The following is a 26,340-nucleotide window of genomic DNA, read 5'->3' on the forward strand; positions in this document are numbered from 1 at the left end:
TGGGACTCCTGGGGGTTCGGGGTCGGACGGGGCGCTCGGGCGGGTGGCCCTCAGCGCACGACGGGGATGGCGGAGGTCGGCGGGACGATGGCCTGGGTCGCCGCCTGGATCGCGGTGATCGCGACGGTGTTGACGATGTCCTGCACGAGGGCGCCGCGGGAGAGGTCGTTGACCGGCTTCCGCAGGCCCTGCAGGACAGGACCGATCGCGACGGCGCCGGCCGAGCGCTGCACGGCCTTGTAGGTGTTGTTGCCCGTGTTGAGGTCGGGGAAGATGAACACCGTCGCGCGGCCGGCGACCTGCGAGCCGGGCATCTTCGAGGCGGCGACGGCCGCGTCCGCGGCGGCGTCGTACTGGATCGGGCCCTCGACGAGCAGGTCGGGGCGGCGCTCGCGGACGAGCGCGGTGGCGGCGCGGACCTTCTCGACGTCGGCGCCCGCTCCGCTCTCGCCGGTGGAGTAGGAGAGCATCGCGATCCGCGGGTCGATGCCGAACTGCTGCGCCGTCTCGGCGGAGGAGATCGCGATGTCGGCCAGCTGCGCCTCGGTCGGGTCGGGGTTCACGGCGCAGTCGCCGTAGACGAGGACGCGGTCGGCCAGCGCCATCAGGAACACGCTCGAGACGACGGAGACGCCGGGGCTCGTCTTGATGATCTCGAAGCCGGGGCGGATGGTGTGCGCGGTGGTGTGCGCGGCTCCCGAGACCATGCCGTCGGCGAGGCCGAGCTGCACCATCATCGTGCCGAAGTAGGAGACGTCGGTGACGGTGTCGTAGGCGTGGTCGAAGGTGATGCCCTTGTGCGCGCGGATGCGGGCGTACTCCTCGGCGAAGCGGTTGCGGTGCTCCGGGTCGAGGACGCTGAGGACGCGGGCGCCGTCGATGTCCAGGCCCAGGCTCGCGGCGCGGGAGCGGACCTCGACCTCCTCGCCGAGGATCGTGAGGCGGGCGATGCCGCGCTTGAGCACGGTCGCGGCGGCGCGGAGGATGCGGTCGTCGCCGCCCTCGGGCAGCACGATGTGCCGGTCGGCGATGCGGGCGCGCTCGATCAGGCCGTACTCGAACATCAGCGGGGTGACGACCTCGGAGCGGCCGACGTCGAGGAGGGTGAGCAGCTCGACCGGGTCGATCGCCTCGGCGAACAGGGCGAGGGAGGTATCGCGCTTGCGCGGCGAGTCGGCGGCGAGGCGGCCGCGTGCGGCGGTGACGCGCACCGCGGTGTCGTAGGTGCCGAGCTCGGTCATCACGATCGGCAGGCGGTTGTCGACGCCCTCGATGAGGCGCACGATCGGCTCCTGCAGCTCGAAGCCGCCGTTGAGGATGATCGCGGAGACCGTCGGGAAGTTGCCGGAGGCGTGCGCCATGATCACGGCGAGCACGACCTCGGGCCGGTCGCCGGGGACGATGACGACACCGCCCTCCATCAGGCGCGGCAGCACGTTGACCATCGACATGCCGGCGACGACCACGCCGAGGGCCTCGCGGCCGAGCAGCTCCGGGTCGCCCGCGACGAAGACGCCGTCCACGGCGTCGATGATGCGGGAGACACTCGGGGCGACCAGGGACGGGTCCTCGTGGATCGCCCAGACCGGAGCGCCGGAGGGCAGGGCCTCGCGGATCGCGGCGACGGCCTGCTCCGAGGTGCCCGGATCGGCGCGGTTGGCGACGACGCCGATGAGGCTCGCGTGCGCGGTGCGCAGCTCGACCGCGGCGAGCTCGGTGATCTGCCGCATCTCGTCGGGCGTGCGGGCGGGTGCCTGGCCGAGCTGCTCGCTCCGGGACGGGTCGCGACCTGTGAGGACGAGGAGGACGGGAGCGCCGAGGTTCGCCGCGATGCGCGCGTTGTAGCCGAGCTCCGTCGGGCTGCCGACGTCGGTGTAGTCGGAGCCGAGGATCACGACGGTGTCGCACTGCGCCTCGACGGCCTTGTAGCGCTCGACGATGCGGGAGAGGGCGGCCTCGCCGTCGGCGTGCACGTCCTCGTAGGTGACGCCGATGCAGTCGTCGTAGGCGAGACCCGAGTCGGAGTGGCCGAGCAGCATCTCGAGCACGTAGTCGCGCTCGGAGGTGGAGCGGGCGATCGGGCGGAAGACGCCGACCCGCTGCACCTGACTGCTGAGCAGGTCGAGGACGCCGAGGGCGACCGTGGACTTGCCCGAATGACCTTCGGCGGACGAGATGTAGATGCTCTGAACCATCGGCGCAAGCCTAGCGACGGGCACCCTACGGAGGCTGGGCGGGTGCCCCGGATGGGAGAGCGTGCAGGAGCCGCGGGCTGTGGAGGAGAGGCGGGCCGACTCAGGCGCCACGGACTCGTGACGTCGCAGCGGGCCCGCAGCATGCAGGGGCCGGGCGCAGGGCGGCGGGGGCCGGTGCGGCGCAGCCATGAGCCTGCGGCGTTCCGGAGCCGGGCGCCCGCAGGGCGGCGGCGCCCCGTGGGCGGCGCACAGGCGCTCGCGCCGCTTAAGAGGAAAGACCCCCCGCGCACCCGCCAGAGCCCGGTTACCCTTGCTGCGTTTCCGCCCTGGGGGAGTTGGCCTGGATGGCGCCACGCGGGGAGCCGGGAGACAGTCTAACCGACGCCGGCGGGGTGCGGGCACGGCCGTCGCGGTGCCGTGGTCAGCGGAGGGCGCCGGCACCGGCTAGTATCGATGAGTCGCGGCCACGGTCGCGCCAGGAGGATTCGCCTAGTGGCCTATGGCGCACGCTTGGAAAGCGTGTTGGGTGCAAGCCCTCGGGGGTTCGAATCCCCCATCCTCCGCCGAACGGCGCCGCACGCTCTCGCCAGCTGCGGCGCCGTTCTCTGCTTGACGGCGCACCGCGCCTCCCCCGCCGAGTCGCCCGAGACGGCTTTCGAGTCGCCCGAGAAGGCTCGTTCCCGGGGTGGAGAACGAGCCTTCTCGGGCGAGTCGGCGCGCTGGTCAGCGGGTGAGGCGCAGGAGCCACTCGTCGAGGAGGGCGGACTCGGCGGCGGTCAGGCCCGCGACGCCGGGCAGCGCGGTGCGCAGGGCGACCGCGTGGGCGGCGAAGGCGCGGGCGGCGGGGTCGGTCGGGCCCGCCTCCGCCGTGGTGATCGCGGCGAGGACGGCCTCGCGGGAGCGGGCGGAGAGCTCGTCGTCCGGCGTGGACGCGAGGGTGAGGGTGCAGCCGAGGGCTGCGGACTGCAGGAGGCGCGCGGCGTGCTCGACCTCGACGGTCAGGCGGCCGGCCTCCGCGACGGCGCGGACGTGGGCGGCGAGGACGCCGCGGGCGAGACGGGCCGCCTCCGACTCCTCCCCCGGTCGCCCGGTGAACATCAGGGCGTAGAGGTGCGGCTCGGCGAGGCCGAAGGCGATGTGGTGGTCCCAGGCGGCGCGGAGGGCGTCGACGGGGTCGGCGGGTGCGTCGACGGCGTCGAACTCGGCCTGGGCGGAGGCGAATCCCGCGGCGGCGACGGAGTCGAGCAGGCCGCGGAGGTCGCCGAAGGTGCGGTAGATGGTGGGCGCCTGGACGCCGGCCGCCGAGCTGATCGCCCGCGTCGAGACGGCGTCGCGGCCGCCCTCCGCGAGCAGCGCCGCCGTCGCGCTGAGGATGCGGTCGCGGGTCGTCGGGCTCTCGGTCACGAGTAACGACGCTAACACGACGGCGTTAGCGGCCGTGCACCGGGAGTGCTGGTGACGTGGATCTCGATACGCCCGCTGCGCGGGCTACTCGATCAGCATGAAGGGGGCGCGCGCCGCAGATATCAGCAGGGCCCAGCAGTCACCGCGGGCGCTGACGGGGTGAGCTGCAAGGCGGAGGAGGAAGCGATACCGGCGGTATCGGGCCCGACGACAACGCCGCAGATATCAGCAGGGCCCAGCAGTCACCGCGGGCGCTGACGGGGTGAGCTGTAAGGCGGAGGAGGAAGCGATACCGGCGGTATCGGGCCCGACGACAACGCCGCAGATCGCCCCGTCAGCGCCCGCAGGCCGCGGGCGCTGACGCCGCCGGCTGCAAGGCGGAGGAAGGAGCGATACCGGCGGTATCGCGACTGACGACAACGCCGCAGACGGTGGTGTCAGCGGCCGCGGCGGGCCGTGCCGAAGATGCCTCGGACGACCTCGCGCAACAAGGTCTTCCCGACCGAGGAGCCGAGGACCTCCTCGACGACGGTCTTGTCGCGGCGGGTGGAGCGGGAGCGGGTGGTGGGCGCGGTGCGGCGGCGGGAGCGCTCGGCCGCCTGGTCGGCGCGGCGCTCGGCGGCGGCGCGATCCTTGGCCCGCTGGGCGGCGGCGCGGGCGTCCTCCTTGGCGCGGCGGGCGTCGTCGGCGGCCTGCTCCTTGGCGCTGCGGGCGGCCTCCGCGGCCTGCTCCTTCGCGCGGCGGGCCTCCTCCTCCGCCTGCTCCTCGGCGGCGGCGCAGGCCTCCTCGGCGTCGGCGGCCGCGTCGAGGCGGCGCGTGAGGATCTCGCGAGCCGAGTCGCGGTCGAGCGGGGTGCCGTAGCGGGCGAGCAGCGGGGAGCGCTGGACGCTCGCCTCCCGCTCGGCCTCGGGGGTCGGCGCCATCGAGCCGCGCGGTGCCCGGAGCCGGGTCCAGGCGACCGGGGTCGGCGCGCCGCGCTCGTTCATCACCGTCACGATCGCCTCGCCGATCGGCAGCGCCTGCAGCACCTCGCCGAGGTCGTAGTCGCTCTCGGGGTAGGTCGAGACCGTGGCGCGCAGGGCCTTCGCGTCGTCGGGGGTGTGCGCGCGCAGCTGGTGCTGGATCCGCGAGCCGAGCTGCGCGAGCACGTCGCTCGGCACGTCCTTCGGGGTCTGCGTCACGAAGACGATGCCGACGCCCTTCGAGCGGATCAGCCGCACGGTCTGCGTGATGGCGGCGAGGAAGTCCTTCGAGGCGTCGCGGAAGAGCAGGTGCGCCTCGTCGAAGAAGAAGACCAGCTTGGGCCGGTCGAGGTCGCCGACCTCGGGCAGGTCGTTGAAGAGGTCGGCGAGCAGCCACATCAGGAACGTCGAGAACAGCGCGGGCTTGTCCGCGACTCCGGGGACCTCGAGCAGGCTGACCACGCCGCGGCCGTCGGGCGCGAGGCGCAGGAACTCGGCCGTGTCGATCTCGGGCTCGCCGAAGAAGACGTCGGCGCCCTGGTCGGCGAAGGCGATCAGCTCGCGCAGGATGACGCCGGCAGTGGCCTTGGACAGCCCGCCGAGCTCGGCCAGCTCGGCCTTGCCCTCGTCGCCGACGAGGTAGGTGAGCACGGCGCGCAGGTCGGAGAGGTCGACGAGCGGCAGGCCGGCGCTCTCGGCGTAGTGGAAGACCAGGCCGAGGCTCGACTCCTGGGTGTGGTTGAGGCCGAGGACCTTCGCCAGCAGCAGGGCGCCGAAGCCGGTGACCGTCGCGCGGACCGGGACGCCGGTGCCGACGCCGCCGAGCGCGAAGTACTCGGCGGGGGCGGCCTCGGGGGTCCAGTCCTGGCCGATGGTGCGGGTGCGGGCGAGCAGCTTCTCGTCGGCGGTGCCGGCGGTCGCGAGTCCGGACAGGTCGCCCTTGATGTCGGCGGCGAAGACGGGGACGCCGTGCGCGGAGAGCTGCTCGGCGAGGACCTGGAGCGTCTTGGTCTTGCCGGTGCCGGTCGCGCCGACGACGAGGCCGTGGCGGTTGAGCATCCCGAGCGGGATGCGGACGGGGACGTCGGCGCGGGCGTCGCCGTTGACGAGGGCGCCGATCTCGAGGGCGGGGCCGGTGAAGGCGTAGCCGGCGCGGACGACGTCGACGGCGGACTCGGCGAGCGGTCCGGGCGTGGGGGCGGCGGACGGTACGGGTGCGCATGCCGCAGCAGGTTCGGGAGCAGGTGCCGCAGCGGGCGCGGACGCCTCGGCCGGTGCGGGCACTGCGGCGGGCGCGGGCCCCTCCCCCGGCCCGCCGTCGACCAGCCGCACGTCGTCGACGAGCGCGGCCGCCTCCTCCGGACCGGCGACCGCCTCGAGGGCCGCGGCAGCAGCCTCGGCGCGGGCCAGCGCCTCGGCAGCCTCGGCCTGCAGTCGTCGGGCGGCCTCGAGGGCCGTGCGTGCGTCGTCCCTCGCCGAGGCGAGCCCGTCGTCGTTGCTCATGGCCTCAGCCTAGGGTCGCGGCGCCGGCGGAGCCCGGCCCGGCCCGGCCGGATCCGCGCGCACTCCGCATCGACCGGCGTCCCGCCCGGCCCCGGCCGACCGCGCTCCCGCTCAGTCCTCGCGGACGTGCCACGGCTGGCCGTAGCCGCCCTCGTCGAGCGGGCGGGCCATCAGCTCGAGGAACGGCTCGGCGTCGAACGCCTCCGGCCCGAGTACGCCGGAGCCGGACCAGGCGCCCGTCGCGAGCAGCTCGAGGGCGATCACCGGGTTGAGCGCGGTCTGCCAGACGACGCACTGGGTGCCGTACTCGGCCATCGTCCACTCGTTGTCGCTGACGTGGTACAGGTACACCTCGCGGTGCTCGCCGTCCTTGGCGCCGGAGACCCAGAGGCCCGCGCAGGTCTTGCCGGTCATCCGCGGGCCGATGCTCGCCGGGTCGGGCAGGCCCGCGGCGACCACGTCGCGCGGCGAGACCAGCACCGGCCCGTCGGCGGAGCGGACCCGGACCGGCTCGGTGCGGTCGAGTCCGAGCAGGTTGAGCGTGCGGAGGACGCCGATGAACTCGGCGCCGAGGCCGTACTTGAAGGTGACCCGCTTCGCATCGAGCCAGCGCGGCATCAGCAGCACCTCCTCGTGCTCGACGTTGACGCACTCGACGGGGCCGATCCCCTCGGGGAACTCGAACACCTCCGGCTCGGAGAACGGCGGCGTCGTGAACCAGCCGCGGTCCTTCTCGAAGATCACCGGCGGGTTCAGGCACTCCTCGATGGTCGTCCAGATCGAGAAGGAGGGCGCGAAGATCTCGGCGCCGGAGTCGTCGCGGACGACGAGGTTCGCGCCGTCGCGGACGCCCAACTCGTCGATCTCGTCGAACAGGTGGTCGGCGGCGTAGCGGGCGAAGACGTCGGAGAGACCGGGCTCGACGCCCATGCCGACCAGGGCGAGACGGCCGGCGGATTCCCACGTGGGGGCGGCGGCGAACTGCTCATCGCCGAGCTTCAGGCCGGTCTTCGCGTGCGGCTCCTCGGGGTGCGGCCGGGAGAGGCTCATCGCCATGTCGACGTAGTCGGCGCCGGCGGCGAGGGCGCCCGCGAAGATCGTCGGCACGAAGGACGGCTCGACCGCGTTCATCACGTGGGTGGCGCCGTGCGCGCGGGCGACGGTCTCGACGTTCTCGGCGTCGGAGGCGTCGATGCGCGCGGCGACGAAGCGGTTCTCGACGCCGTCGGCGCCGTGCCGCTCGAGGATCCAGGCGACGGTCCGCTCGGCCCGGGCGAGCTCGTAGTCGCAGACGATGATCTGCTCGAAGAAGGAGCGGCGAGCGGCGATCTTCGCGAAGGCGTCGCCGACGCCGCCGGCGCCGACCAGGAGGATTCTCATGCAGCCACCGTAGCGACGGAATCGCTCGTGGTTCAAGGTCGGGACCGCGGGAATCGGGAGGTGGAGCGGATCTGCACGACGGAATCCGTCACTCCTGCGCCGTCTCCTCCGCGATCTCGAGGAGGCGGATGAAGCGCGAGAGCCGCTCGAGCGCCGCCATCGAGGTGGGCGGCGAGGCGGCGAGCGCCGGCGAGTGCACGAGGTAGGCGGCCCACTTCGCCCGCGAGATCGCGACGTTCAACCGGTTGGGCAGCAGCAGGAACTCGAGGCCGCGCGGGACGTCGGCGCCGGAGGAGGCGGCGAGCGACACGATCGCGACGACCGCCTCCCGGCCCTGGAAGAGGTCGACCGTGCCGACCAGCGTCTCCTCGAGCCCGGCCGCGTCGAGGGCGTCGCGGAGGAGCGCGCCCTGCGCGTTGTACGGGGCGACGACGATGACGTCCGCGGCGCTGAGCGAGCGCTCGCCGTGCTCGTCGGTCCAGGCGCGGCCGACCATCGAGAGGGCGATCTCGACGACCCGGCGCGCCTCGTCCGGGGAGGAGGTGGTGTCGCCGGCGTGCACGACCGGGACCGCGTGCAGTCCGGGCCTGACGCCGTCGAGCCGGCGCACCTCCGGGGCGCGGGAGGAGAGGGCGCCCTCGTAGGAGAGCTCGGACACGGCGGCGGCGAGCGCGGGGTGCATCCGGTAGGTCTGCGCGAGGAAGTAGCCGTAGGCGGGCGGCAGGACGTCGTGGCCGTCGGCGAGCCAGCCGAGCGCCGACTCGTCGACCGGCTCGGGGTGCGAGCCCTGACTGACCTGCGGGAGCTGCTGCGGGTCGCCGAGGAGGAGCACGCGCTCGGCGGCGATCGCGGAGGCGATGGTCGGCGCGAGCGAGAACTGGCCGGCCTCGTCGATCACCAGCAGGTCGAGCGAGCGGCGCGGGACGCTGCCCGCGTTGGCGAAGGTCCAGGCGGTGCCGCCGACGACGCAGCCGCCGCCCTCGGCGAGCGCGGCGAGGGCGGCGCCGTTCTTCACCGGCGTCCAGGCGACGGCGGCGAGGGCCTCCGCGGAGCTGCCGGCCTTGGGCACCTTCGCGACCCGGGCGCGGTCGACGCCCTTCGCGACGACCGCGGTCAGGACGTTCTCGACGACGGAGTGGGACTGCCCGACGACGCCGACCCGCCAGCCGTGCTCGGTGACGAGCCGGGCGATGACGTGCGAGCCGACATAGGTCTTACCGGTGCCGGGCGGGCCCTGGACGGCGAGCGTGGCGCGCTCGAGGCCGAGCAGGGTCTCGACGACGGCGGCGATGACGTCGTCGCCCTCGACCGGCGCGACGACGGCCGGGGGCACGCGCCGGAGCACGTCGAGGGCGGGGTCGGCGAGCAGCGCGGGCAGGGCGTCGAGCACCTGGCCGCCCCACTCCGCGATCGCCTCGGGCTGCGGCGCGGCCCGGGGCGGCGGCGCCGGCGCCAGGGCGATCGGGGCGTCGTCGTGCGGGTCCTCCCCCGTCCGCAGGCCCTCCTTGAGCAGCAGGACGATCCGCTCGCCGTCGTCGGACGCGGCGAGAATCTCGGCGCGGTCGGAGGCGCCGCGCATCCCCGGACCGGGCGAGGGCGCCCCGGGCGGCGCCGGGGAGTCGTAGACGAGGAACGGCTTCGCGCCGATGCTGAGCCGGCTGCCCGGGGCGAGGCGGCCGAGGATCCGCAGCTCGCGGGAGAGGGTGCGCGCCCGCGCCGGCGTCGACCAGTCGCGGACGACCTCGACCCGCTCGACGACGACCACGTCGCGGGCGTCGGCCCAGTCGTCGAGCGGCTGGCGCAGGCGGTCGAAGTGCTCCTGCCAGAAGGTCTTCGCCTCGCGGCGGTGGTAGTCGATCGCCGCGCCGGCGAGGGCGAGGGCGGTCTGGTCGGGGGTGCGCTCGCGCGGCTCGATCCCCTCGACCTCGGCGAGGAGGGCGACGGCGACCGGGTCGGGCTCGCGCGGGACGGGCAGATCGACGTCGACGAGCGGGAGCGGCTCCTCCTCGCGGGCGGGGACGAGCGAGCGCAGCCAGTCGCGCAGGCGCAGAGTGGAGCGGCAGTCGTAGGCGTTGTACTCGCCGATCTCGGCGAGGCGGCGCTCGCCCTCGCGGCGGTCGGCCTCGGCCCTCTCGGGGTCCTCGTCGGCCGACGCGGCGTCCCGATCGGCCGACTGCAGCAGCGCCCGCGCCTCGACGTATTCGGTGATGCTGTCCGCCGCGTTCGTCACTCCCTCGGCGTCGCGCCCTTCCTCCCCCATGTAGAGCGGCTCGAGCTTCTTGATCGAGTAGCTGCGCGAGCCGACGCGCAGCGCCCGGCGGACGACGGGGTAGAGGTCGACGAGGACGCCGTCGCGCAGGAGCGCGTCGACCTCCTCCTCCCCCGTGCCGTGCCGCTGCGCGAGCGAGAGCAGATGGCTGCGCTCGTAGGAGGCGTAGTGGTAGACGTGCATCCGCGGGAAGCGCGCCCGCCGCTCGCGGAGGAGGGCGAGGAAGTCGACGAGGGCGCGGCGCTCGGCCGCCAGATCGTGCGCCCAGAGCGCGGTGAAGACCTCGTCCTGGTCGACCATGCCGAAGAGGTAGTCGAGGCCCCACTGGCCGTCCTCCGCGTGCAGCGGGTCGCCCTCGAAGTCGAAGAAGAGATCGCCCGGGTCGGGGGCGGGCAGGGCGGTCAGCACGGAGGCGTCGACGACCTCGACGACAGGCACGTGGTCGGCCGAGGCCTCGGTGGCGAGTTGCAGGCGGGCCTGGGCGCGCAGCGTCTCCGCGGCGCCGGCGCTCATCCCGGGGACCGGCCCCTCGCTCACCGCGAGCGCGTCGAGGGTGGTGATGCCGGCGGCGGCGAGCTTCGCGCGCTGGTCGAGGCGCATGCCCGCGACCAGGATCGGGTCCCGGTGGGCCTGCACCTCGGGGGCGCAGAGGCCGCAGCGGCCGCAGGCGGTGACGCGCGGGTCGCCCCAGGCCACCGGCTCGGTCGCGGCGAGGTGCTCCTCCAGGACGGCGCGCAGCCGGGCGCGCTGCGCCCGCTGCACGGGGGCGATCGTCGCGAGGTCGTGGCTGGTGGTCGTGCCGTCGCCGAGGACGAGGTGGACCTTCTCGCCGACACGGATCCCCCGCGCCGCCATCTGCTCCGCGTACGCGGCGAGCTGCAGCAGCGCCGGGATCTTTGCGTGCCGGGCGAGCTTGGTGTCGTAGACCTCGTAGGCCCCGTCCGCGGTGCGGAGCAGGAAGTCGGAGAAGCCGATGAAGGTGCCGTCGTAGAAGGTGGCCTGGTAGAGCACGTCGACGCCCGCGCGCATCGCCTCGACGGCCTCGTCGGCGGCCCTCGCGTAGTCCGCGCGCTCGGGGCGGGCGAACTCGAGGACCTCGTGGGTGCGCTTCAGCTTGGCGAGGAAGGCGACCTCGTGCGCGTCGCCGAGCACGGCGGTGCGCTGCAGCATCGCGTCCTCCTCGACGACGACGCGGGGCGCGCGGCCGAGGGTCGCGTCGAGCCGCCGGAGCACCGCCCACTCGCAGGCCGACCAGGAGGAGAGGTCGGTCGGGCTCGTGACGAGGCGGACTCCTCCGCTGCGGTCGTCCTCGAGATACACACGGCTCCCTCCCGGGCCGCCGGGTGACGACCGCCTCCAGGGTAGGGCGACCCTCCGACACCGGCGCGTGCGAGGCTGGGCGGGTGACCAGGGCGCGCTTCGAGATCATCCCGTCGGACGGCATCGGCGAGAAGGCGGAGCGGGCGTTCCCCGATCCGGCCGCGGTGACGCTCACCGTGACGAGCCTGCCGAAGCACGGGACGGCGCGGACGATCGACGCCGCGGTGGAGCTGGCCGGCCGGGGCTTCCGGGTCGTGCCGCACCTCGCGGCGCGGAACGTGGAGGGTCGCGAGGCGCTGGAGCGCGCACTCGGGCGGATGCGGGACGCGGGGATCGACGAGGCGTTCGTCGTGTCGGGCGATGCGAGGAGCGCCGCCGGCAGCTACTCCACCTCGCTCGAGCTCATCCGCGACGCCCGCGAGCTGCGGCCCGAGCTGGCCGTCGACATCGCCGGCTACCCCGAGGGGCACCCGCACCTCTCGGACGAGAGCATCGCGAAGCACCTGCGCGAGCGGGCGCCGTACCTCCGCGGGATCGTCACGCAGATGTGCTTCGACGTGGACGCGGTGGTCCGCTACGCCGACGGGCTGCGGGCGGACGGGATCGACGCGGAGCTGTGGGCCGGAGTGCCGGGGCCGGTCGAGCGGGCACGGCTGCTCTCGCTCGGCGCACGGATCGGCGTCGGGTCGTCGCTCGGCTTCCTCCAGCGGAGCTCGTCGGTCGCGGGCGGGCTGCTGCGCGGCCGCCGCTTCGACCCCGCCGCGTTCGTCGGCCGGCTCGAAGCCGCCGCGGGCGACCGCCTCGCCGGCCTGCACGTCTACACCTTCAACGAGCTGGACGGCCTGCGCGCGTTCTGACCCCCTCCGCGAGATGCCACTTATGAGCACTTTTCACGGCGTGTCGCGCGCATAAGTGGCATCTCGCGGCGGGGATCAGTGCGTGGTGCGTATCCAGATCGGCGGGTGCGGGAGCTCGGACTCGGTGCGGAGGCGGCCGGCCAGGGGGGCCCAGACGATCAGGGCGACGGCGAGGCCGAGGAGGAGGCCGCCGATCGTGTCGGTGAGCCAGTGCGCGCCGAGGTAGGTGCGGCTGGCCATCATCGCGACGGTGTAGAGGAAGCCGGCGATCCAGACCCAGAGCAGCGGGAAGACCAGGGCGAGCACCATCGCGGTGGTCGAGGCGTTCGCGGTGTGGCCGGAGGGGAAGGAGCCGTAGTCGCTGGTGACCAGCATGTCCTCGGGGCGGGCGCGGCCGACCAGCTCCTTCACGAGCTGGGTGGCGCCGACGCTGACGAGGGCGGCGAGCGCGTAGTAGAGGGCGGCCCAGCGCCGACGGAAGACCAGCAGCACGATGATGATCGCGACCGGGATGATCGCCGTGCCGACGATGCCGGCGCCGACGGTGTTCATGATGAGCGCCGGGACGTCCCAGGCTGGCGAGCGGTGCTCGACGACCTCGTCCATCCACTCGACGTCGAACGAGAACGCGCTGGTGGGGCGGAACGCGATGATCACGGCGAGGACGATCGTCACGGCCAGCGCGATCGAGGCGGAGATCAGCGGCCAGCGGCGCGAGACGTGCCGGGCGGCCTCCGTGGTGAGGACCTTCGAGACGACGTCGTCCGAGGGGGCCCGCTGGTGCAGGCGCTCACGCTGCACGGCATCGGGCTGCGCGACGCCGGGCTCGGTCTTCAGGGGGTCGTGGCGAGGATCCATCCGGACATGATGCCGTCGCCGGCCGTTCGCGCGCTGGGGCTTGCGGGCGGGGCGGTGATGTCCGGCTCGCGGAATCGCGTCGGGCACGTGGAAGCGGTGTGTTCCAGCGAGCCGGAGCTGGAGCGACGAGCCGGAGATCAGCCGCGAGCACTTCCGGCACGCGGAATCGTCTCCAACACGTCGGATCGGTGCGCTTCCGCGAGCCGGAGCCGATTCCACGAGCCGGAGATCCCGAGCGGACGCGTTCGGCTCGCGGAACCACGTTCGGCACGTGGAAGCGGCGCGTTTCCGCGAGCCGAAGCCGGGACGACGAGCCGGAGATCAGCCGCGGACACCTCCGGCACGCTGAAACGCGTCCGGCAGGTCGAATCGGTGCGTTTCTACGAGCCGGAATCGATTCCACGAGCCCCAGGTCATCCGCGGGCACCTCCGGCTCGCCAGAACGCGTCCGGCACGTCGGAAGAGGGCGTTTCCGCGAGCCGGAGTCGATTCCGCGAGCCGGAGGTCATGCGGTGGCATCTCCGGCACGCGGAACGCGCTCCGGCACGCCCGAATCCGAGGATCCGGCGAGCCGGGGCCGGTTCCGCGAGCCGGAGGTCCGGCTCGGCGGGTCAGTCCTGCAGGGCCGGGACCGTGCGGGGGCGGACGACGAGCCAGAGCGCCAGGATCGACACGGCGGCGGTGGCCATCATCACGCCGGCCATCGGCACGGCCGACTCGGCGCCGAAGAGGCCGGAGATCGGCGAGAGGATGCCGGCGGTGCCGAAGTTCACGGCGCCGAGCAGCGACGCGGCGGTGCCCGCCTCGCGGCCGTGGTTGACCAGGCCGAGCACCTGCACGCAGGGGAAGCTGAAGCCGCAGGAGGCGATGAAGAACCAGAGCGGCACGAGGGTGCCCCAGATGCCGAAGCCCAGGCCGTCGAAGAGCGCGATCAGCCCGGCGGTGACGAAGAGCGTGACCGTGGTGATCGCGAGGATCCACTGCGGGCCGACGCCGCGGCGGCTGAGGTACGAGGACGCCTGGACGCCCGAGACCACGCCGAGCGAGTTCACCGCGAAGAGCAGCCCGTACTGCTGAGCGTCCAGCCCGTAGAGCCCCTGGAAGAGGAACGACGAGCTGGAGAGGTAGGTGAACAGACCGCCGAAGGTCATGCCGCCGATGATCGCGACGCCGACGAAGACCCGGTCGGAGAGCACGGCGCGGTAGCGCTGCACGAGCGAGCGGGAGTCGCGGTCGGCGCGCGCCACCCGGGGGCGCGTCTCGACGATCAGCAGCGCGACCGCCAGCATCACCAGCAGGCCGTAGGCGGCCAGGAAGACGAAGATGCCGCGCCAGTCCATCACCAGCAGCAGCTGCGAGCCGATGACCGGCGCGAGCACGGGCGCGAGGCCCGAGACCAGCGCGAGCCGCGACAGCATCTTCACCAGCGGACGCCCGCCGAACAGGTCGCGGACCATCGCCATCGCGACGACACCGCCCGCTGCGGCGCCGGCTCCCATCAGGAAGCGGAAGACGCCGAGCGAGACGATCTCGGGGGCGAACGCCGCGCCGACGCAGGCCAGCACGTGCAGCGAGGTCGCGAGCAGGATCGGCAGCCGGCGGCCGACCACGTCGCTCCACGGCCCGACGACCAGCTGCCCGAGCGCGAAGCCGAGGGTCGTGCCGGTGAGGGTCAGCTGCACCGCCGCCTCCGACACGTTCAGCTCGCTCTGCAGCGCGGGGAACGCGGGGAGGTAGAGGTCGATCGTGAACGGGCCGAGCGCGGTGAGCGCGCCGAGGACGATCACGTAGACGAGGCGCTGACGGTTGGTCAGGGCGTCGCCGGCGTGCCGGTGCACGGGGATCGAGCCGGTGGGGGTCGGGGCGAGAGAGGTCACGGAGCCTTCCTGCGGAGCGCAGAGCGGAGGAGGGAGAGGGGCGTGCGGAAGGGCACCGCCTCTACCGCCAAGCGACGGGAGACCGGATTCATTCCCCGACTATCGAATCAATTCGACCGGGTGTCGCGCAAGGGTCGGGGCCGAGCCCGACGGCGGGAGTGCGCATCGGGTGGGTGTGCGACGACGGAGCGGCGGGAGGCTGCGGCGGACGACGGCCCGATCGGGCGGGGGCGGTGGGAGCGGCTCAGGCCGCCGGCCGCGCGCCGCCGGCCGAGTGCAGCTCGGCGGTGAGCGGATCGGCGAGCAGGCGCTCGAAGGCCAGCTCGGCCGCGCCGAGCATCAGCAGGTCGGCGCCGAGCTCGGTGCGGGCGATGCGCACGGAGTCGAGCGCCACCCGGAACGGCCCGCCGCGGCCCAGCCGCTCCTCGAGGAAGCCCGGCGCGACACCGACGAGCGCGCCGAGGAACCCGCCGAGCACCACCAGCTGCGGGTTGAAGATGTTGACGACGTTGCGCAGCGCCACGGCGAGGTGCCCCAGCTGCCGCTCCACCTCGGCGCGCACCGCAGGATCGCTCGAGGCGGCGAGCGCCTCCTCGAGCCGCTCGCTCACGTCGGCGCTCTCGTCGAGTCCGAGCACCCGCAGCAGCTCCGCCCGGCCGACCTCGGTCTCGAGGCAGCCGACCGCGCCGCAGTGGCAGTCGACGCCGGCGCTGTTGACGAGGGTGTGGCCGATCTCGCCCGCGTAGCCGTCGATCCCGTGCAGCGGGGTGCCGCCGACGATCACGCCGGCGCCGACGCCGCTCGCGCCGCCGTTGAGGTACACGAGATGGGACACCTCGCGGCCCGCGCCGAGGACGCTCTCGGCGAGTGCGCCGAGGTTCGCGTCGTTGGCCGAGAGCACCGGCAGCCCGGTCGCCTCGGCGAGCATCCGGGAGAACGGCTCGTCGGTCCAGCCGAGGTGCGGGCCGACCCGGACGAGGCCGTCGGCGTCGCGGACGAGACCGGGGACGGCGACGCCGATGCCGACGGTGCGGGCGTCCGCCGGCAGCTCGGCGACCAGCTCGGCGATGGCGCCGGCCGCGAGCGCCGCCGCGGCCTCGGCGCTCGGCACGGCGGCGGTGCGGCGGATGCGGCGGCGCACCTCGGCGTCGAGGCCGACGATCGCGACCGTGACGGCGTCGATCTCCGGGTTCACCGCGATCGCGACGACCCGCGGGTCCGTCTCGACGATCGGGCTCGGCCGGCCGACCTGGTTGAGGGTCTCGGGCTGCAGCTCGCGCACGAGGCCCAGCTCGACCAGCTCGCCGACGAGGGCGGCGATGGTGGAGCGGTTGAGCCCGGTGAGACGGGTCAGCTGCGAGCGGGAGCGCGGGCCCCCGCGGTGCACGAGCCGGAGGAGCGCGGACAGGTTGTGCCGGCGGACCCGGTCGAGGTTGTTGCCGCGCGTCGCGTTCTCGGCCATTCCGCGGTCTCCTCTGCTCTCCGTGGCCAGCCTATCCGCGGGTGCGGGCGCTTCCGGCCGCACAACATCAGCTGAGAAGGGGGTCCCTCCCTCCACAGAGGAGGGACCCCTCTCTCAGCTGATGTTGTGCGCGGACCCCGGCGGTCAGGACCCCGCGCGGGTCCAGGTCCAGCTGCCGGCGGGCGCGTCGACGCTCACGTCGCCGCCCGAGCGGGTCACCGTGAACACCGTCTCCGCACCGGAGTCGTGCGCCGGCACCCGGACGACCGTCTCGCCGTCCGCCCCCGGGAACACCCGCAGCTCCAGCCCGTCGACGTAGTCGTACTCGGCGACGTCGCTGCGCGCACCGACCGGGATCACCGCGCCCTCGCGGACGTAGAGCGGCAGCGAGTCGAAGCCGTGCACCTCGCGGCGCCACTCCCCCGCCGAGTCCGTGCTCTCGCCGGTCCACCAGTTCGTCCAGCGCCCGCGCGGCAGGTAGAACTCGACCGAGCCATCGGGGGTGAACACCGGCGCGACCAGCAGGTCGTGCCCGAGCATGTACTGCGTGTCGAGGTGCGCCGCGTTGCGGTCGTCCTCGAACTCGAGCGTCATCGGCCGCATCACCGGGGTGCCGGTGCGCGCCGCCTCCGCCCCCGCCGCGTAGAGGTAGGGCATCAGCGAGAGCTTCAGCCGGGTGAACAGCCGGGTGACGTCGACCGCCTCCTCGTCGAACGCCCACGGCACCCGCACCGAGGACGAGCCGTGCAGCCGCGAGTGCGAGGAGAGCAGGCCGAAGGCGAGCCAGCGCTTGAAGACGCCCGGGTCGGGCGTGCCCTCGAAGCCGCCGATGTCGTGCGCCCAGAAGCCGAAGCCGCCGAGCGCGAGCGAGAGCCCGCCGCGCAGGGTCTCGGCCATCGAGACGTAGGAGGAGGTGTTGTCGCCGCCCCAGTGCACCGGCAGCGCCTGGCCGCCGACGGTGGCGCTGCGGGCGAAGAGCGCCGCGCGGCCCTCGCCCAGCTCCTCCTCCAGCACCTCGAACACCGCGCGGTTGTAGAGCTGGGTGTACCAGTTGTGCATGCCCTCGGGGTCGGAGCCGTCGTGCCAGGCCACGCCCTCGGACGGGATGCGCTCGCCGAAGTCGGTCTTGAACGAGTCGACGCCCTGGCGGACGAGGACCCGCAGCTTGTCCTGGAACCAGCGGGTCGCCTCCGGGTTCGTGAAGTCGATCAGCGCCATGCCGGCGACCCACAGGTCCCACTGCCAGACGTCGCCCGCGGTGGTGCGCAGCAGGTAGCCCTTCTCGCGGCCCTCCTCGAAGAGCGCCGAGGCCTGGGCGATGTAGGGGTTGATCCAGACGCAGGTGTGCAGGCCGCGCTCGTGCAGGCGGGTGAGGATCCCCTCCGGGTCGGGGAAGGTGCGCGGGTCCCACTCGAGGTCGGTCCACTGGAACTCGCGCATCCAGAAGCAGTCGAAGTGGAAGGCCGACAGCGGCAGCTCGCGCTCGGCGAAGCCGTCGATGAAGGAGTTCACCGTCTCCTCGTCGTAGCTGGTGGTGAAGCTCGTGGTGAGCCAGAGGCCGTAGCTCCAGGCGGGGACGGTCGCGGGGCGGCCGGCCAGCCCGGTGTAGCGGCGGAGCACGTCCTTCTTGGTCGGGCCCTGGATCACCAGGTACTCCAGCGCCTCGCCGCCGACGGAGAACTGCACGCGCTCGACCGTCTCGGAGCCGATCTCGAAGGAGACCAGTCCCGGGTCGTTGACGAGGACGCCGTAGCCGCGGCTGGAGAGGTAGAAGGGGACGTTCTTGTAGGCCTGCTCGGAGGAGGTGCCGCCGTCGGCGTTCCAGACGTCGACGGTCTGGCCGTTCTTCACGAACGGGCCGAAGCGCTCGCCGAGGCCGTAGACGAGCTCGCCGACGCCGAGGTCGAGCTGCTCGTGCAGGTAGGCCTTCCCGTCCGGGCCGGTGAGGTAGCCCTCGGCCTTGTGCCCGGAGCCGGTGAGGCGGGTGTTCGTCGCGGTGTCCCAGAACTCGAGCGACCAGGGCGCGCCCTGCGCGACGCGGACCTCGAGGTCGCCGGTGCGCAGCACGCCGCCGGTCTCGGTGAGGCTCGCCTCGCCGACCGCGTCGTCGACCAGATCGAAGCCGCGGCGGGTCGCGGTGCCGCGCCAGTGCTCGATCCGGATCTTCGCGACGCCCTCGGCCGGCGAGGACACGGTGACGGTCAGCGTCGGCCGGTTCAGCACGTCGCCGCGGCCCTGGATCACCTTCGTCGGGGCGATCACCTCGAGCGAGGTGCCGTGGGAGCGGATGTCGTACGCCTCCTGCGCGAAGAGGGGCGTGAATCCGGCCCTCGTCTGCCAGAACCCGTCGGTGAACTTCATGGGGTGGTGCCTTTCTGATGGGGAGGCCGATGCCGGGAGCGAGGTCGAAGCGCTTCGATTCCCGGTCGGGCGCGCCGAGGGGATCAGCGGCGCGGGCCCCGATGGAAGGACCCGCGCCGCGGTGAGAAGGGGCTACTTGACCGCGCCGGCGGTGATGCCGCGGGTCAGGGTGCGCTGGAAGATCAGGAAGAAGATCAGCGTCGGCAGCAGGCCCAGCAGGGCGCTCGCGCTGGTCGTCGTGACGTCCATGATCTTGTCGCCCTGGAGGCTGGAGATGGCGATCGGGACGGTCTGCGTCGCGTCGCTCACCAGGAAGACCAGCGGGATGAGGAACTCGTTCCAGGTCCAGATGAAGAAGAAGATCATCAGCACCGAGAGCGTCGGCCGCGAGATCGGCACGATCACCCGGGTGAGCACCTGCCACTTCGAGGCGCCGTCGAGTGCCGCGGCCTCGAGGATCTCCTTCGGGAAGGTGCCGTAGACACTGGAGAGCAGATAGGTGCCGAACGCCGACTGGATCACGGTGAAGATGATGATCACCGAGAGCTGGCTGTCGTAGATCCCGACCGCCTTGAACATGTAGTACAGCGGGTAGAGCAGGGCCTCCTGCGGCAGCATGTTCGCCAGCAGGAACAGGATGATGATCCAGCTCCGGCCCTTCACCCGGCCGATGCCGATGGCGTAGGCGTTGAGCACCGAGAGGGCGACCGCGAGGATCGCGACCGAGCCGGAGATCAGGATCGAGTTGCCGAGCTTCTCCGGGAAGTTCACCCGCTCCCAGAAGGTCGAGAGGCCGTCGAAGGAGAGGCCGGTCGGGAAGGCGAGCGGGCCGCCGACCGAGTACTCGGCCGGGGTCTTGAACGAGTTGAGCAGGATCAGCAGCACCGGGCTGATGATGACGAGTCCGATCACGACGGCCACGACCAGGATCGCCCAGTCGCCGAGGGTGCGCTTGGTCGCGCCCTTCGAGGCCTTGGGCGCCTTCTTCGGCGTGGTCAGATCGGTGTCGTCGGTTCCGGCCTGGGTGAACGGCAGGGCTTCGATGGCCGACATCAGCGGGCTCCTTCGCTGCGCTCGACGCGCTCCTGGGCGCGGATGAAGAGGACGGCCAGGATCACGATGACGATGGTCAGCGCGGTCGCGATGGTGGCGCCGTAGCCCACCTGCTGCTTCTGGAAGAACTCGGTGTAGGAGTAGTAGCTCGGCACGATGGTCGAGTCGCCCGGGCCGCCGCGGGTCAGTGCGTAGATCGGGCCGAAGACCTTGAGCGCCGCGATGGTGCAGGTGAGGGTGACGACGAAGACCTCGGGCCGGATGATCGAGATGGTGATCCAGCGGAAGCGCTGGAACCAGTTCGCGCCGTCGAGCTCCGCGGCCTCGTAGAGCTCGGGGTCCACGCGCTGCAGCGCCGCCATGAAGATGACGACCGGGTAGCCGAGCTGCACCCAGATCATCACGACCATGATCGAGAGCATCGCGGTGTCGGGCTTGCCGAGCCAGTCGTGCGCGAGCGAGCCGAGGCCGACCGCCTCGAGGATCGAGTTCAGGGCGCCGTTGTCCGGGCGGAGGATCCAGCCGATCACGATCGCGGCGATGACCGTCGGCAGGATCTGCGGGAGGTAGTAGGTCGCGCGGAGGAAGGAGGCGATCCGGCCGCCGAACTTCTTGCCGACCAGATCGAAGAGGATCGCGGCGAGGAGGAGGCCGAGGATCGTCGGCACGATCACCATCGCGATGATCATGTAGACGGAGTTGAGGAACGACGTCCAGAACTGGTCGTCGCCCATCAGCTCGATCCAGTTGTCGAGGCCGATGAAGATCGGCGGCTTGATGCCGCGCCACGACGTGAAGCTGATGTAGATGTTCCAGATCAGCGGGATCAGCACGATGAACACGAAGAGCACGAAGCCCGGGATCAGGTACAGCCAGTAGCCGCCGGAGCGCTTCTCGCGGGGCGGCTTCTCCGCCGTGGGAGGCGGCGGGGCGCTCTCCGCGCGACGCGGAACGGTCGTCGTCATGGGTACTCCTTGAACGTGTGCTGTCGTGTGGGGGCGGCGGAGCCTGGGGTGACGCGAGATGCCACTTGTGCACGGCTTTCACGGCGTGTCGCGTGCACAAGTGGCATCTCGCGGGAGGGGACGACCTTGCGGTTACTTGATGTCCGCGACTCCGTCGTCGTACTTGCCCTGGAGCTCCGTCAGCATTCCGCTGGGGTCGACCGAGCCGTTGATGAGCTCCTGCGAGGCGGCGACGAGGTCGTCGTAGAAGGTGGCGGTGGGCCAGTCCGGGTAGAAGGAGAGCTGGTCCTCGTCGACGACCGTCTTCCACTGCGAGAGCAGCGCCTTGCTCTTCTCGTCGGTGATCGCGGTCTCGTCGACGACCAGCGGGATGCCGCCGTTGTTGCCGATGAGGTTCTGGATCTCGGGGCGCATCGTGATGTCGATCCACTTGTAGGCGAGGTCCTTGTTCTTCGCCGTCTCGGGGATGACCCAGTGGTTGCCGGCGGAGCCCATCGTGAACTCGGCGCCCGGGAAGAGGAAGGTGTCCCACTCGAAGCCGGTGATCTCGGTCTTGAAGCGGCCGAACCACCACGAGCCCGAGAAGAAGATCGGGTACTCGCCCGAGATGAAGGCGGTGCCCGCGTCCTCGGCCTTGAGCCCGGAGGCGTCGGCGGAGAAGTAGCCCTTGTCCACGTAGGTCTGCAGCTGGTCGGCCGCGTAGCTCCAGGCCGCGTCCTCGAAGTCGACCTCGCCGGTGTAGGTCTGGTAGTCGGTGATCCACTGGCGGTCGGCCTTCAGCAGCGCGAGCTGGTAGAAGAGCTGCTGCAGCGGGTACTCCGCGCCGGCCTCGGCGAGCGGCGTGATGCCCTTGGCGACGAAGGCGTCGAGCACGGCGGTGAACTCGTCGTAGGTCGTGGGGACCTCGAGGCCGTTCGCCGCGAAGACGTCCTTGTTGTAGTAGACGAACGTGAACTCGCCGTAGTTGGGGATGCCGTACCAGGAGCCGGAGCCCATGATCCCCTTGTCGTCGTACTTGGCCGTGGTCTGCAGAGCGCCGGGGATCAGCTTGTCCCAGCCGTAGAACTCGACGGCCTCGTCGAGGTTGGTGAGCAGGCCCTGGCTGGAGAGCAGTCCGCTGGTCGCGTTGCCCTTGTTGTACTCGACGACGTCGGGCGCGGAGTTGGAGTTGAAGATCTGGCTGGCACCGGTGCGCAGCTGCTCGAAGGCCTTGAACTCGTAGGCGATCTCGGCGCCGGTCTCCTTGGTGAAGATGTCGCGGGCGGCGAGCCAGGCGATGCCGCGGTCGCTGTCGGGGGTCTCGAAGTCCCACATGGTCAGGGTGCGGCCGGCACCGTCGACGTCGGTGGCTAGGGCGTCGGAGCCGGCGTCGGAGCCGCCTCCGGAGCAGGCGGCGAGCGCGAACATCGCGCCGATGCCGACACCGCCGGCGATCAGGCCGCGGCGGCTCAGGGAGCCGACGGTGGCGGCGGAGGGGCGGTGGAAGGCGGTGCGGGGACGAAGCGACATAGCGGGAGTTCTCCTTCAAACGGTGCCGCGGGGCTGTGGACGAGGGCTGTGAGCGGTGGATCGTGCGAGTCGAAGAGCGCTCTCTGAGACCGGCCGAGCTGTCGAAGCGTTTCGACGATCGACGTGGAGAGCGCGGAGGCGAAGAGGACTGGGGAGGGGTCAGGGAGCGGCCGGCACCGGGGTGCCGGTCGCGGCGAGCGCGACGGAGCCGCGATCGACGTAGTGGGGCGGGAGGAGGTCGACGCCGGTGGTGCGGCCGGAGTCGATCTGCTGGAGGGTGCGGGCGACGGCCGCGCGGCACATCGCGTCGAACGGGAGGGGGATGCTGCTGACCGGCACCGGGAGCGCCGCGCCGTCGTAGCTCGCGCAGGCCGCGAGGACCGAGAGGTCGCCGGGGATCGAGAGGCCGCGCTCGACGAGGCGCTCGATCGCCGCCTCCGCCACCGGCTCGTTGCAGTGCAGCACGAGGGCGGAGACCGGGGCGGTGAGCAGCGCGTCGACCGCCGCCGACGCGCTCGCGCGGCCGATGTGCGGGCGCTCGACGCTCAGGGCGAGACCGAGGGCCGCGCACTCCGCCTCGAAGGCGTCGTCGAAGCGGCGGACGAAGCCGGCGTTGCGGTCGGTGTACGACTGCGGGTGCTCGATCAGGCCGATCGAGCGGTGGCCCTGCTCGGCGAGCAGGCGGACGCTGCGGCGGGCGGCCTCGGCGAAGTCGAGGTCGACGCAGGCGAGGTCGTGCGCGTCGGCCGGGACGCCGATGAAGGTCGCCGGGACGCCGGCCGCGCGGATGAGGGCCGCGCGGTCGTCCTCGTCGTCGACGCCCATCAGGACGACGCCGTCGACGAGCGAGGAGGAGGAGACCCGTGCGATGCCGCTGGAGGCCTCGTCCGTGACGAGGAGGAGGACGTCGTAGTCGGACTCGCGAGCCCGCTCGAGCACCTCGGTGACGAAGCGCATGTGGGTGGGCAGGTGCAGCTCGCCGCGCATCGGCGCCGAGAGGGCGAGGATGTGGGTCCGCGCTCCGGCGAGCATGCGGGCGCCGGCGTGCGGCCGGTAGCCCAGCTGCCGGACGGCCTCGTCGACCCGCTGGCGGGTGGAGGCGGCGATCGATCGCTTGCCGGAGAGGGCGTAGGAGACGGTGCTGATCGAGACTCCGGCCACGCGGGCGACGTCGTGGATGCTCGCCATCGTTCCTCCTGCCGGACCTCGTCGTCGGTGCCCGGCCGCTCCGCCCTGCTCGGGAGAGCAGTGCTTCGAAACGCTTCGACCGGGTTGCTGCTGAGCACTGTACGCACAGTCGAAACGCTTCCGCAAGGAATTCGTCGGGCCGCGCCACATATCGTCGCGAGACGTCGCGTCGATCGAGGAGCACCACCACGCGACACGTCGCGACGACCGTTGCGCCGCACGCCGCCGATCGATATGTTGGGCGCAACAACAATTCGGCGACGTCGCCGGAAAGGATTCGGATCAATGTCCCTGACCCCCACCCGCGCCGACAAGTTCTCGTTCGGCCTCTGGACCATCGGCTACAACGGGACGGACCCGTTCGGCGGCCCGACCCGCAAGCCCCTCGACACCGTGCACGCGGTCGAGAAGCTGAGCGAGCTCGGCGCCTACGGCCTCACCTTCCACGACGACGACCTCTTCGCGTTCGGCTCGACCGACGCCGAGCGCCAGACCGAGATCGACCGCCTCAAGGGCGCGCTCGAGTCCACCGGCCTGATCGTCCCGATGGTGACGACCAACCTCTTCAGCGCCCCGGTCTTCAAGGACGGCGGCTTCACCTCGAACGACCGCGACGTGCGCCGCTTCGCGCTGCGCAAGGTCCTCCGCAACATCGACCTCGCCGCCGAGCTCGGCGCGCAGACCTTCGTGATGTGGGGCGGCCGCGAGGGCGCCGAGTACGACTCGGCCAAGGACATCCGCGCGGCCCTCGAGCGCTACCGCGAGGCCGTCAACCTGCTCGGCGACTACGTCACCGACAAGGGCTACGACATCCGCTTCGCGATCGAGCCCAAGCCCAACGAGCCCCGCGGCGACATCCTGCTGCCGACCCTCGGCCACGCGATCGCGTTCATCGACTCGCTCGAGCGCCCCGAGCTCGTCGGCGTGAACCCCGAGGTCGGCCACGAGCAGATGGCGGGCCTGAACTTCACGGCCGGCATCGCCCAGGCGCTGTACCACGGCAAGCTCTTCCACATCGACCTCAACGGTCAGCGCGGCATCAAGTACGACCAGGACCTCGTCTTCGGTCACGGCGACCTGCACAACGCGTTCTCACTCGTCGACCTCCTGGAGAACGGCGGCCCCGGCGGCGTCCCGGCCTACGACGGCCCGCGCCACTTCGACTACAAGCCCTCGCGCACCGAGGACGAGACCGGAGTCTGGGACTCGGCCGCGGCCAACATGCGCACCTACCTGCTGCTCAAGGAGCGCGCGGCGGCCTTCCGCGCCGACCCCGAGGTGCAGGAGGCGCTCGCGGCGTCGAAGGTCGGCGAGCTGTCGACCCCGACGCTGAACGAGGGCGAGTCGTACGACGACCTGCTCGCGGACAGCGCGTCCTACGAGTCGTTCGACACCGACGCGTACCTCGGCGGCAAGGGCTTCGGCTTCGTCCGCCTGCAGCAGCTCGCGACCGAGCACCTGCTCGGCGCGCGCGGCTGACCCACCCCGGCCGCTCCCGCGGTTCACCGCGGGACGTCCTGAGATGGACGGGATCCTCTGCCTCGGCAGGGGGTCTCGTCCGTTCTCGCATGCCGGGGTGACGGCTCCGGCCCTCCCCCGCATCTCCTCCGCGGAGGCACCGCCTCCGCCCTTCCGCTCGACGGTGGCACCGCCACCTCGCCCCGACTTCAGCGGAGGCCGCGCCTCCGCACCCGCCACAACGAACGGAGACGGCGATGACGCTCGTCGCAGGGATCGACTCGTCCACCCAGAGCTGCAAAGTGGTCGTCCGCGACCTCGACACGGGAGCCGTGGTCCGCACCGGGCGCGCCGCGCACCCGGACGGGACCGAGGTCGACCCGGCCGCCTGGTGGGAGGCGCTGCAGGTCGCGCTCGCGGACGCGGGCGGACTCGACGACGTCGCCGCGATCTCGGTCGGCGGGCAGCAGCACGGCATGGTCGTCCTCGACGCCGACGGGCAGGTGATCCGGCCCGCGCTGCTCTGGAACGACACCCGCAGCGCCGGCGCGGCCCGCGAGCTGATCGAGGAGCTCGGCGCCGACGCCTGGGCCCAGCGCACCGGCACCGTCCCGGTCGCCTCCTTCACCGCCACCAAGCTGCGCTGGCTGCGCGACGCCGAGCCGGAGAACGCGGCGCGCGTCGCGGCCGTGGCGCTCCCGCACGACTGGCTGACCTGGCGCCTGCTCGGCTACGGCCCCGACTCCGCGCGCGGGCCGCAGCTGGACGCGCTGACCACCGACCGCTCCGACGCCTCCGGCACCTCGTACTGGGGCGCCGACGGCTACGACCTCGACCTGCTCGAGCGCGCGCTCGGCCACCGGGCGCTCCTCCCTCGGGTGCTCGGTCCGTCGGAGCAGGCCGGCACGACCGAGAGCGGTCTCGTCGTCGGTCCCGGCGCGGGCGACAACGCCGGCGCGGCGCTCGGCCTCGGGGCGGGCCCCGGCGACGTCGTGGTCAGCATCGGCACCAGCGGCACCGTCTTCGCGGTGACGGACGACCCGGTGCGCGACGCGTCGGGGACCGTCGCCGGATTCGCGGACGCGAGCGGGCGGTTCCTGCCGCTGGTCGCGACGCTGAACGCGGCGCGAGTGCTGGCCTCGACGGCCGGGCTGCTCGGCAGCGACTTCGACGCCTTCTCGGCGCTCGCGCTCGAGGCGGAGCCGGGCTCCGGCGGTCTCGTGCTCGTGCCCTACTTCGAGGGCGAGCGGACGCCGAACCTGCCCGACGCGACGGCGAGCCTGCACGGGATGACGATCGCGTCGACCACGCGGCCGAACCTGGCGCGCGCGGCGATCGAGGGCATGCTCTGCGGCCTCGCCGACGGCCTGGACGCCGTGCGGGCGCAGGGCGTCGAGGCCCGGCGCATCCTGCTGATCGGCGGAGCGGCGCAGAACAGCGCCGTGCAGCTGGCGGCCTCGCAGGTCTTCGACGTGCCCGTGGTCGTGCCGACGCCGGGCGAGTACGTCGCCGACGGCGCCGCGGTGCAGGCCGCCTGGGCGCTGACCGGCGCGCGCCCGACCTGGGAGGTCACCTCCCTCGCCGAGCCGACACCGGACCACCGCCCGGTCATCCGCGAGCAGTACGCGGCGGCCCGCGCCTGACCCGCGCGCAGAACATCAGCTGAGAGTCCGTCTCATCGCCCATGAGCGATGAGGGCGGCTCTCAGCTGATGTTCTG

The 26,340-nt window shown here is 72.5% G+C and carries 16 protein-coding genes, 1 tRNA gene and 1 other RNA gene; 4 read left to right on the forward strand and 14 right to left on the reverse strand.

From position 1 onward, the window contains the following. Nucleotides 1-50 precede the first annotated feature (50 nt). Both pta and ffs read right to left on the reverse strand, forming a co-directional pair. On the reverse strand, nucleotides 51-2,195 hold the full coding sequence (gene pta / locus EDF22_RS12405) for a phosphate acetyltransferase (protein WP_123447710.1): 2,145 nt from the start codon (nucleotides 2,193-2,195) through the stop codon (nucleotides 51-53). Nucleotides 2,196-2,465: 270 nt separating this feature from the next. After that, an RNA gene (gene ffs, locus EDF22_RS12410) (signal recognition particle sRNA small type) lies at nucleotides 2,466-2,562 on the reverse strand. A 111-nt stretch (nucleotides 2,563-2,673) separates the two neighbouring features. Here ffs and EDF22_RS12415 point away from each other — a divergent pair. Beyond that, nucleotides 2,674-2,758: transfer RNA gene (locus EDF22_RS12415), tRNA-Ser, on the forward strand. A 160-nt stretch (nucleotides 2,759-2,918) separates the two neighbouring features. On the opposite strand, the gene EDF22_RS12420 is transcribed toward EDF22_RS12415, so the two are convergent. From EDF22_RS12420 to EDF22_RS12435, 4 genes are all read right to left on the reverse strand, one after another. Then, the gene (locus tag EDF22_RS12420; RefSeq protein WP_123705222.1) at nucleotides 2,919-3,599 is read right to left on the reverse strand and encodes a TetR/AcrR family transcriptional regulator; all 681 of its coding nucleotides are present in this window, start codon (nucleotides 3,597-3,599) and stop codon (nucleotides 2,919-2,921) included. A gap of 437 nt (nucleotides 3,600-4,036) precedes the next feature. Continuing rightward, the gene (locus EDF22_RS12425; RefSeq protein WP_123705223.1) at nucleotides 4,037-6,064 is read right to left on the reverse strand and encodes a helicase HerA-like domain-containing protein; all 2,028 of its coding nucleotides are present in this window, start codon (nucleotides 6,062-6,064) and stop codon (nucleotides 4,037-4,039) included. A gap of 111 nt (nucleotides 6,065-6,175) precedes the next feature. Then, a complete protein-coding gene (locus EDF22_RS12430; RefSeq protein ID WP_123705224.1) occupies nucleotides 6,176-7,444 on the reverse strand; it encodes a saccharopine dehydrogenase family protein in 1,269 nt (422 codons plus the stop codon). 88 nt (nucleotides 7,445-7,532) lie between these two features. Next, on the reverse strand, nucleotides 7,533-11,033 hold the full coding sequence (locus EDF22_RS12435; RefSeq protein ID WP_123705225.1) for a bifunctional RecB family nuclease/DEAD/DEAH box helicase: 3,501 nt from the start codon (nucleotides 11,031-11,033) through the stop codon (nucleotides 7,533-7,535). Between the two features lie 83 nt (nucleotides 11,034-11,116). On the opposite strand from EDF22_RS12435, the gene EDF22_RS12440 reads away from it, so the two are divergent. Continuing rightward, nucleotides 11,117-11,890 carry a methylenetetrahydrofolate reductase gene (locus EDF22_RS12440; protein ID WP_185038896.1) on the forward strand — a complete coding sequence of 258 codons (774 nt, stop codon included), beginning with the start codon at nucleotides 11,117-11,119 and terminating at the stop codon, nucleotides 11,888-11,890. Nucleotides 11,891-11,965: 75 nt separating this feature from the next. Here the strand turns inward: EDF22_RS12440 and EDF22_RS12445 are convergent, their stop codons facing one another. From EDF22_RS12445 to EDF22_RS12480, 8 genes are all read right to left on the reverse strand, one after another. After that, a complete protein-coding gene (locus EDF22_RS12445) occupies nucleotides 11,966-12,748 on the reverse strand; it encodes a phosphatase PAP2 family protein (protein WP_123705227.1) in 783 nt (260 codons plus the stop codon). A gap of 611 nt (nucleotides 12,749-13,359) precedes the next feature. Further along, the gene (locus EDF22_RS12450; RefSeq protein ID WP_185038898.1) at nucleotides 13,360-14,625 is read right to left on the reverse strand and encodes a multidrug effflux MFS transporter; all 1,266 of its coding nucleotides are present in this window, start codon (nucleotides 14,623-14,625) and stop codon (nucleotides 13,360-13,362) included. A 244-nt stretch (nucleotides 14,626-14,869) separates the two neighbouring features. Then, a complete protein-coding gene (locus EDF22_RS12455) occupies nucleotides 14,870-16,087 on the reverse strand; it encodes an ROK family transcriptional regulator (RefSeq protein WP_123705228.1) in 1,218 nt (405 codons plus the stop codon). A 144-nt stretch (nucleotides 16,088-16,231) separates the two neighbouring features. Continuing rightward, nucleotides 16,232-18,448 carry an alpha-xylosidase gene (gene yicI, locus EDF22_RS12460; protein WP_123705229.1) on the reverse strand — a complete coding sequence of 739 codons (2,217 nt, stop codon included), beginning with the start codon at nucleotides 18,446-18,448 and terminating at the stop codon, nucleotides 16,232-16,234. A gap of 132 nt (nucleotides 18,449-18,580) precedes the next feature. Beyond that, nucleotides 18,581-19,501: a carbohydrate ABC transporter permease gene (locus tag EDF22_RS12465; RefSeq protein WP_123447719.1), complete on the reverse strand. Its 921-nt coding sequence runs from the start codon at nucleotides 19,499-19,501 to the stop codon at nucleotides 18,581-18,583. Further along, nucleotides 19,501-20,466 (reverse strand): carbohydrate ABC transporter permease, encoded by a 966-nt coding sequence (locus EDF22_RS12470; protein ID WP_123447720.1) that lies wholly within the window; start codon nucleotides 20,464-20,466, stop codon nucleotides 19,501-19,503. The genes EDF22_RS12465 and EDF22_RS12470 overlap by 1 nt, the downstream gene beginning before the upstream one ends. A gap of 132 nt (nucleotides 20,467-20,598) precedes the next feature. Then, nucleotides 20,599-21,975 (reverse strand): ABC transporter substrate-binding protein, encoded by a 1,377-nt coding sequence (locus tag EDF22_RS12475; protein ID WP_243582285.1) that lies wholly within the window; start codon nucleotides 21,973-21,975, stop codon nucleotides 20,599-20,601. Between the two features lie 159 nt (nucleotides 21,976-22,134). After that, complete coding sequence (locus EDF22_RS12480; protein WP_185038900.1) at nucleotides 22,135-23,163, reverse strand: LacI family DNA-binding transcriptional regulator; 1,029 nt, start codon at nucleotides 23,161-23,163, stop codon at nucleotides 22,135-22,137. A gap of 285 nt (nucleotides 23,164-23,448) precedes the next feature. On the opposite strand from EDF22_RS12480, the gene xylA reads away from it, so the two are divergent. Both xylA and xylB read left to right on the forward strand, forming a co-directional pair. Next, nucleotides 23,449-24,642, forward strand: a complete 1,194-nt coding sequence (xylA, locus tag EDF22_RS12485) for a xylose isomerase (RefSeq protein ID WP_123705231.1) — start codon at nucleotides 23,449-23,451, stop codon at nucleotides 24,640-24,642. A gap of 236 nt (nucleotides 24,643-24,878) precedes the next feature. After that, nucleotides 24,879-26,264 (forward strand): xylulokinase, encoded by a 1,386-nt coding sequence (gene xylB, locus EDF22_RS12490; RefSeq protein WP_123705232.1) that lies wholly within the window; start codon nucleotides 24,879-24,881, stop codon nucleotides 26,262-26,264. The last annotated feature ends 76 nt before the right edge of the window (nucleotides 26,265-26,340 follow it).

It is taken from the genome of Rathayibacter sp. PhB127 (assembly GCF_003751665.1).
Classification (GTDB): domain Bacteria; phylum Actinomycetota; class Actinomycetes; order Actinomycetales; family Microbacteriaceae; genus Rathayibacter; species Rathayibacter festucae.

Excerpts from the sequence above, each read along its gene's own strand:
- pta (WP_123447710.1), bottom strand. The coding sequence starts at position 2,195 with ATGGTTCAGAGCATCTACATCTCGTCCGCCGAAGGTCATTCGGGCAAG.
- EDF22_RS12425 (WP_123705223.1), bottom strand. The coding sequence starts at position 6,064 with ATGAGCAACGACGACGGGCTCGCCTCGGCGAGGGACGACGCACGCACG.
- EDF22_RS12430 (WP_123705224.1), bottom strand. The coding sequence starts at position 7,444 with ATGAGAATCCTCCTGGTCGGCGCCGGCGGCGTCGGCGACGCCTTCGCG.
- EDF22_RS12445 (WP_123705227.1), bottom strand. The coding sequence starts at position 12,748 with ATGGATCCTCGCCACGACCCCCTGAAGACCGAGCCCGGCGTCGCGCAG.
- EDF22_RS12455 (WP_123705228.1), bottom strand. The coding sequence starts at position 16,087 with ATGGCCGAGAACGCGACGCGCGGCAACAACCTCGACCGGGTCCGCCGG.
- yicI (WP_123705229.1), bottom strand. The coding sequence starts at position 18,448 with ATGAAGTTCACCGACGGGTTCTGGCAGACGAGGGCCGGATTCACGCCC.
- EDF22_RS12465 (WP_123447719.1), bottom strand. The coding sequence starts at position 19,501 with ATGTCGGCCATCGAAGCCCTGCCGTTCACCCAGGCCGGAACCGACGAC.
- EDF22_RS12470 (WP_123447720.1), bottom strand. The coding sequence starts at position 20,466 with ATGACGACGACCGTTCCGCGTCGCGCGGAGAGCGCCCCGCCGCCTCCC.
- EDF22_RS12475 (WP_243582285.1), bottom strand. The coding sequence starts at position 21,975 with ATGTCGCTTCGTCCCCGCACCGCCTTCCACCGCCCCTCCGCCGCCACC.
- EDF22_RS12480 (WP_185038900.1), bottom strand. The coding sequence starts at position 23,163 with ATGGCGAGCATCCACGACGTCGCCCGCGTGGCCGGAGTCTCGATCAGC.
- xylA (WP_123705231.1), top strand. The coding sequence starts at position 23,449 with ATGTCCCTGACCCCCACCCGCGCCGACAAGTTCTCGTTCGGCCTCTGG.
- xylB (WP_123705232.1), top strand. The coding sequence starts at position 24,879 with ATGACGCTCGTCGCAGGGATCGACTCGTCCACCCAGAGCTGCAAAGTG.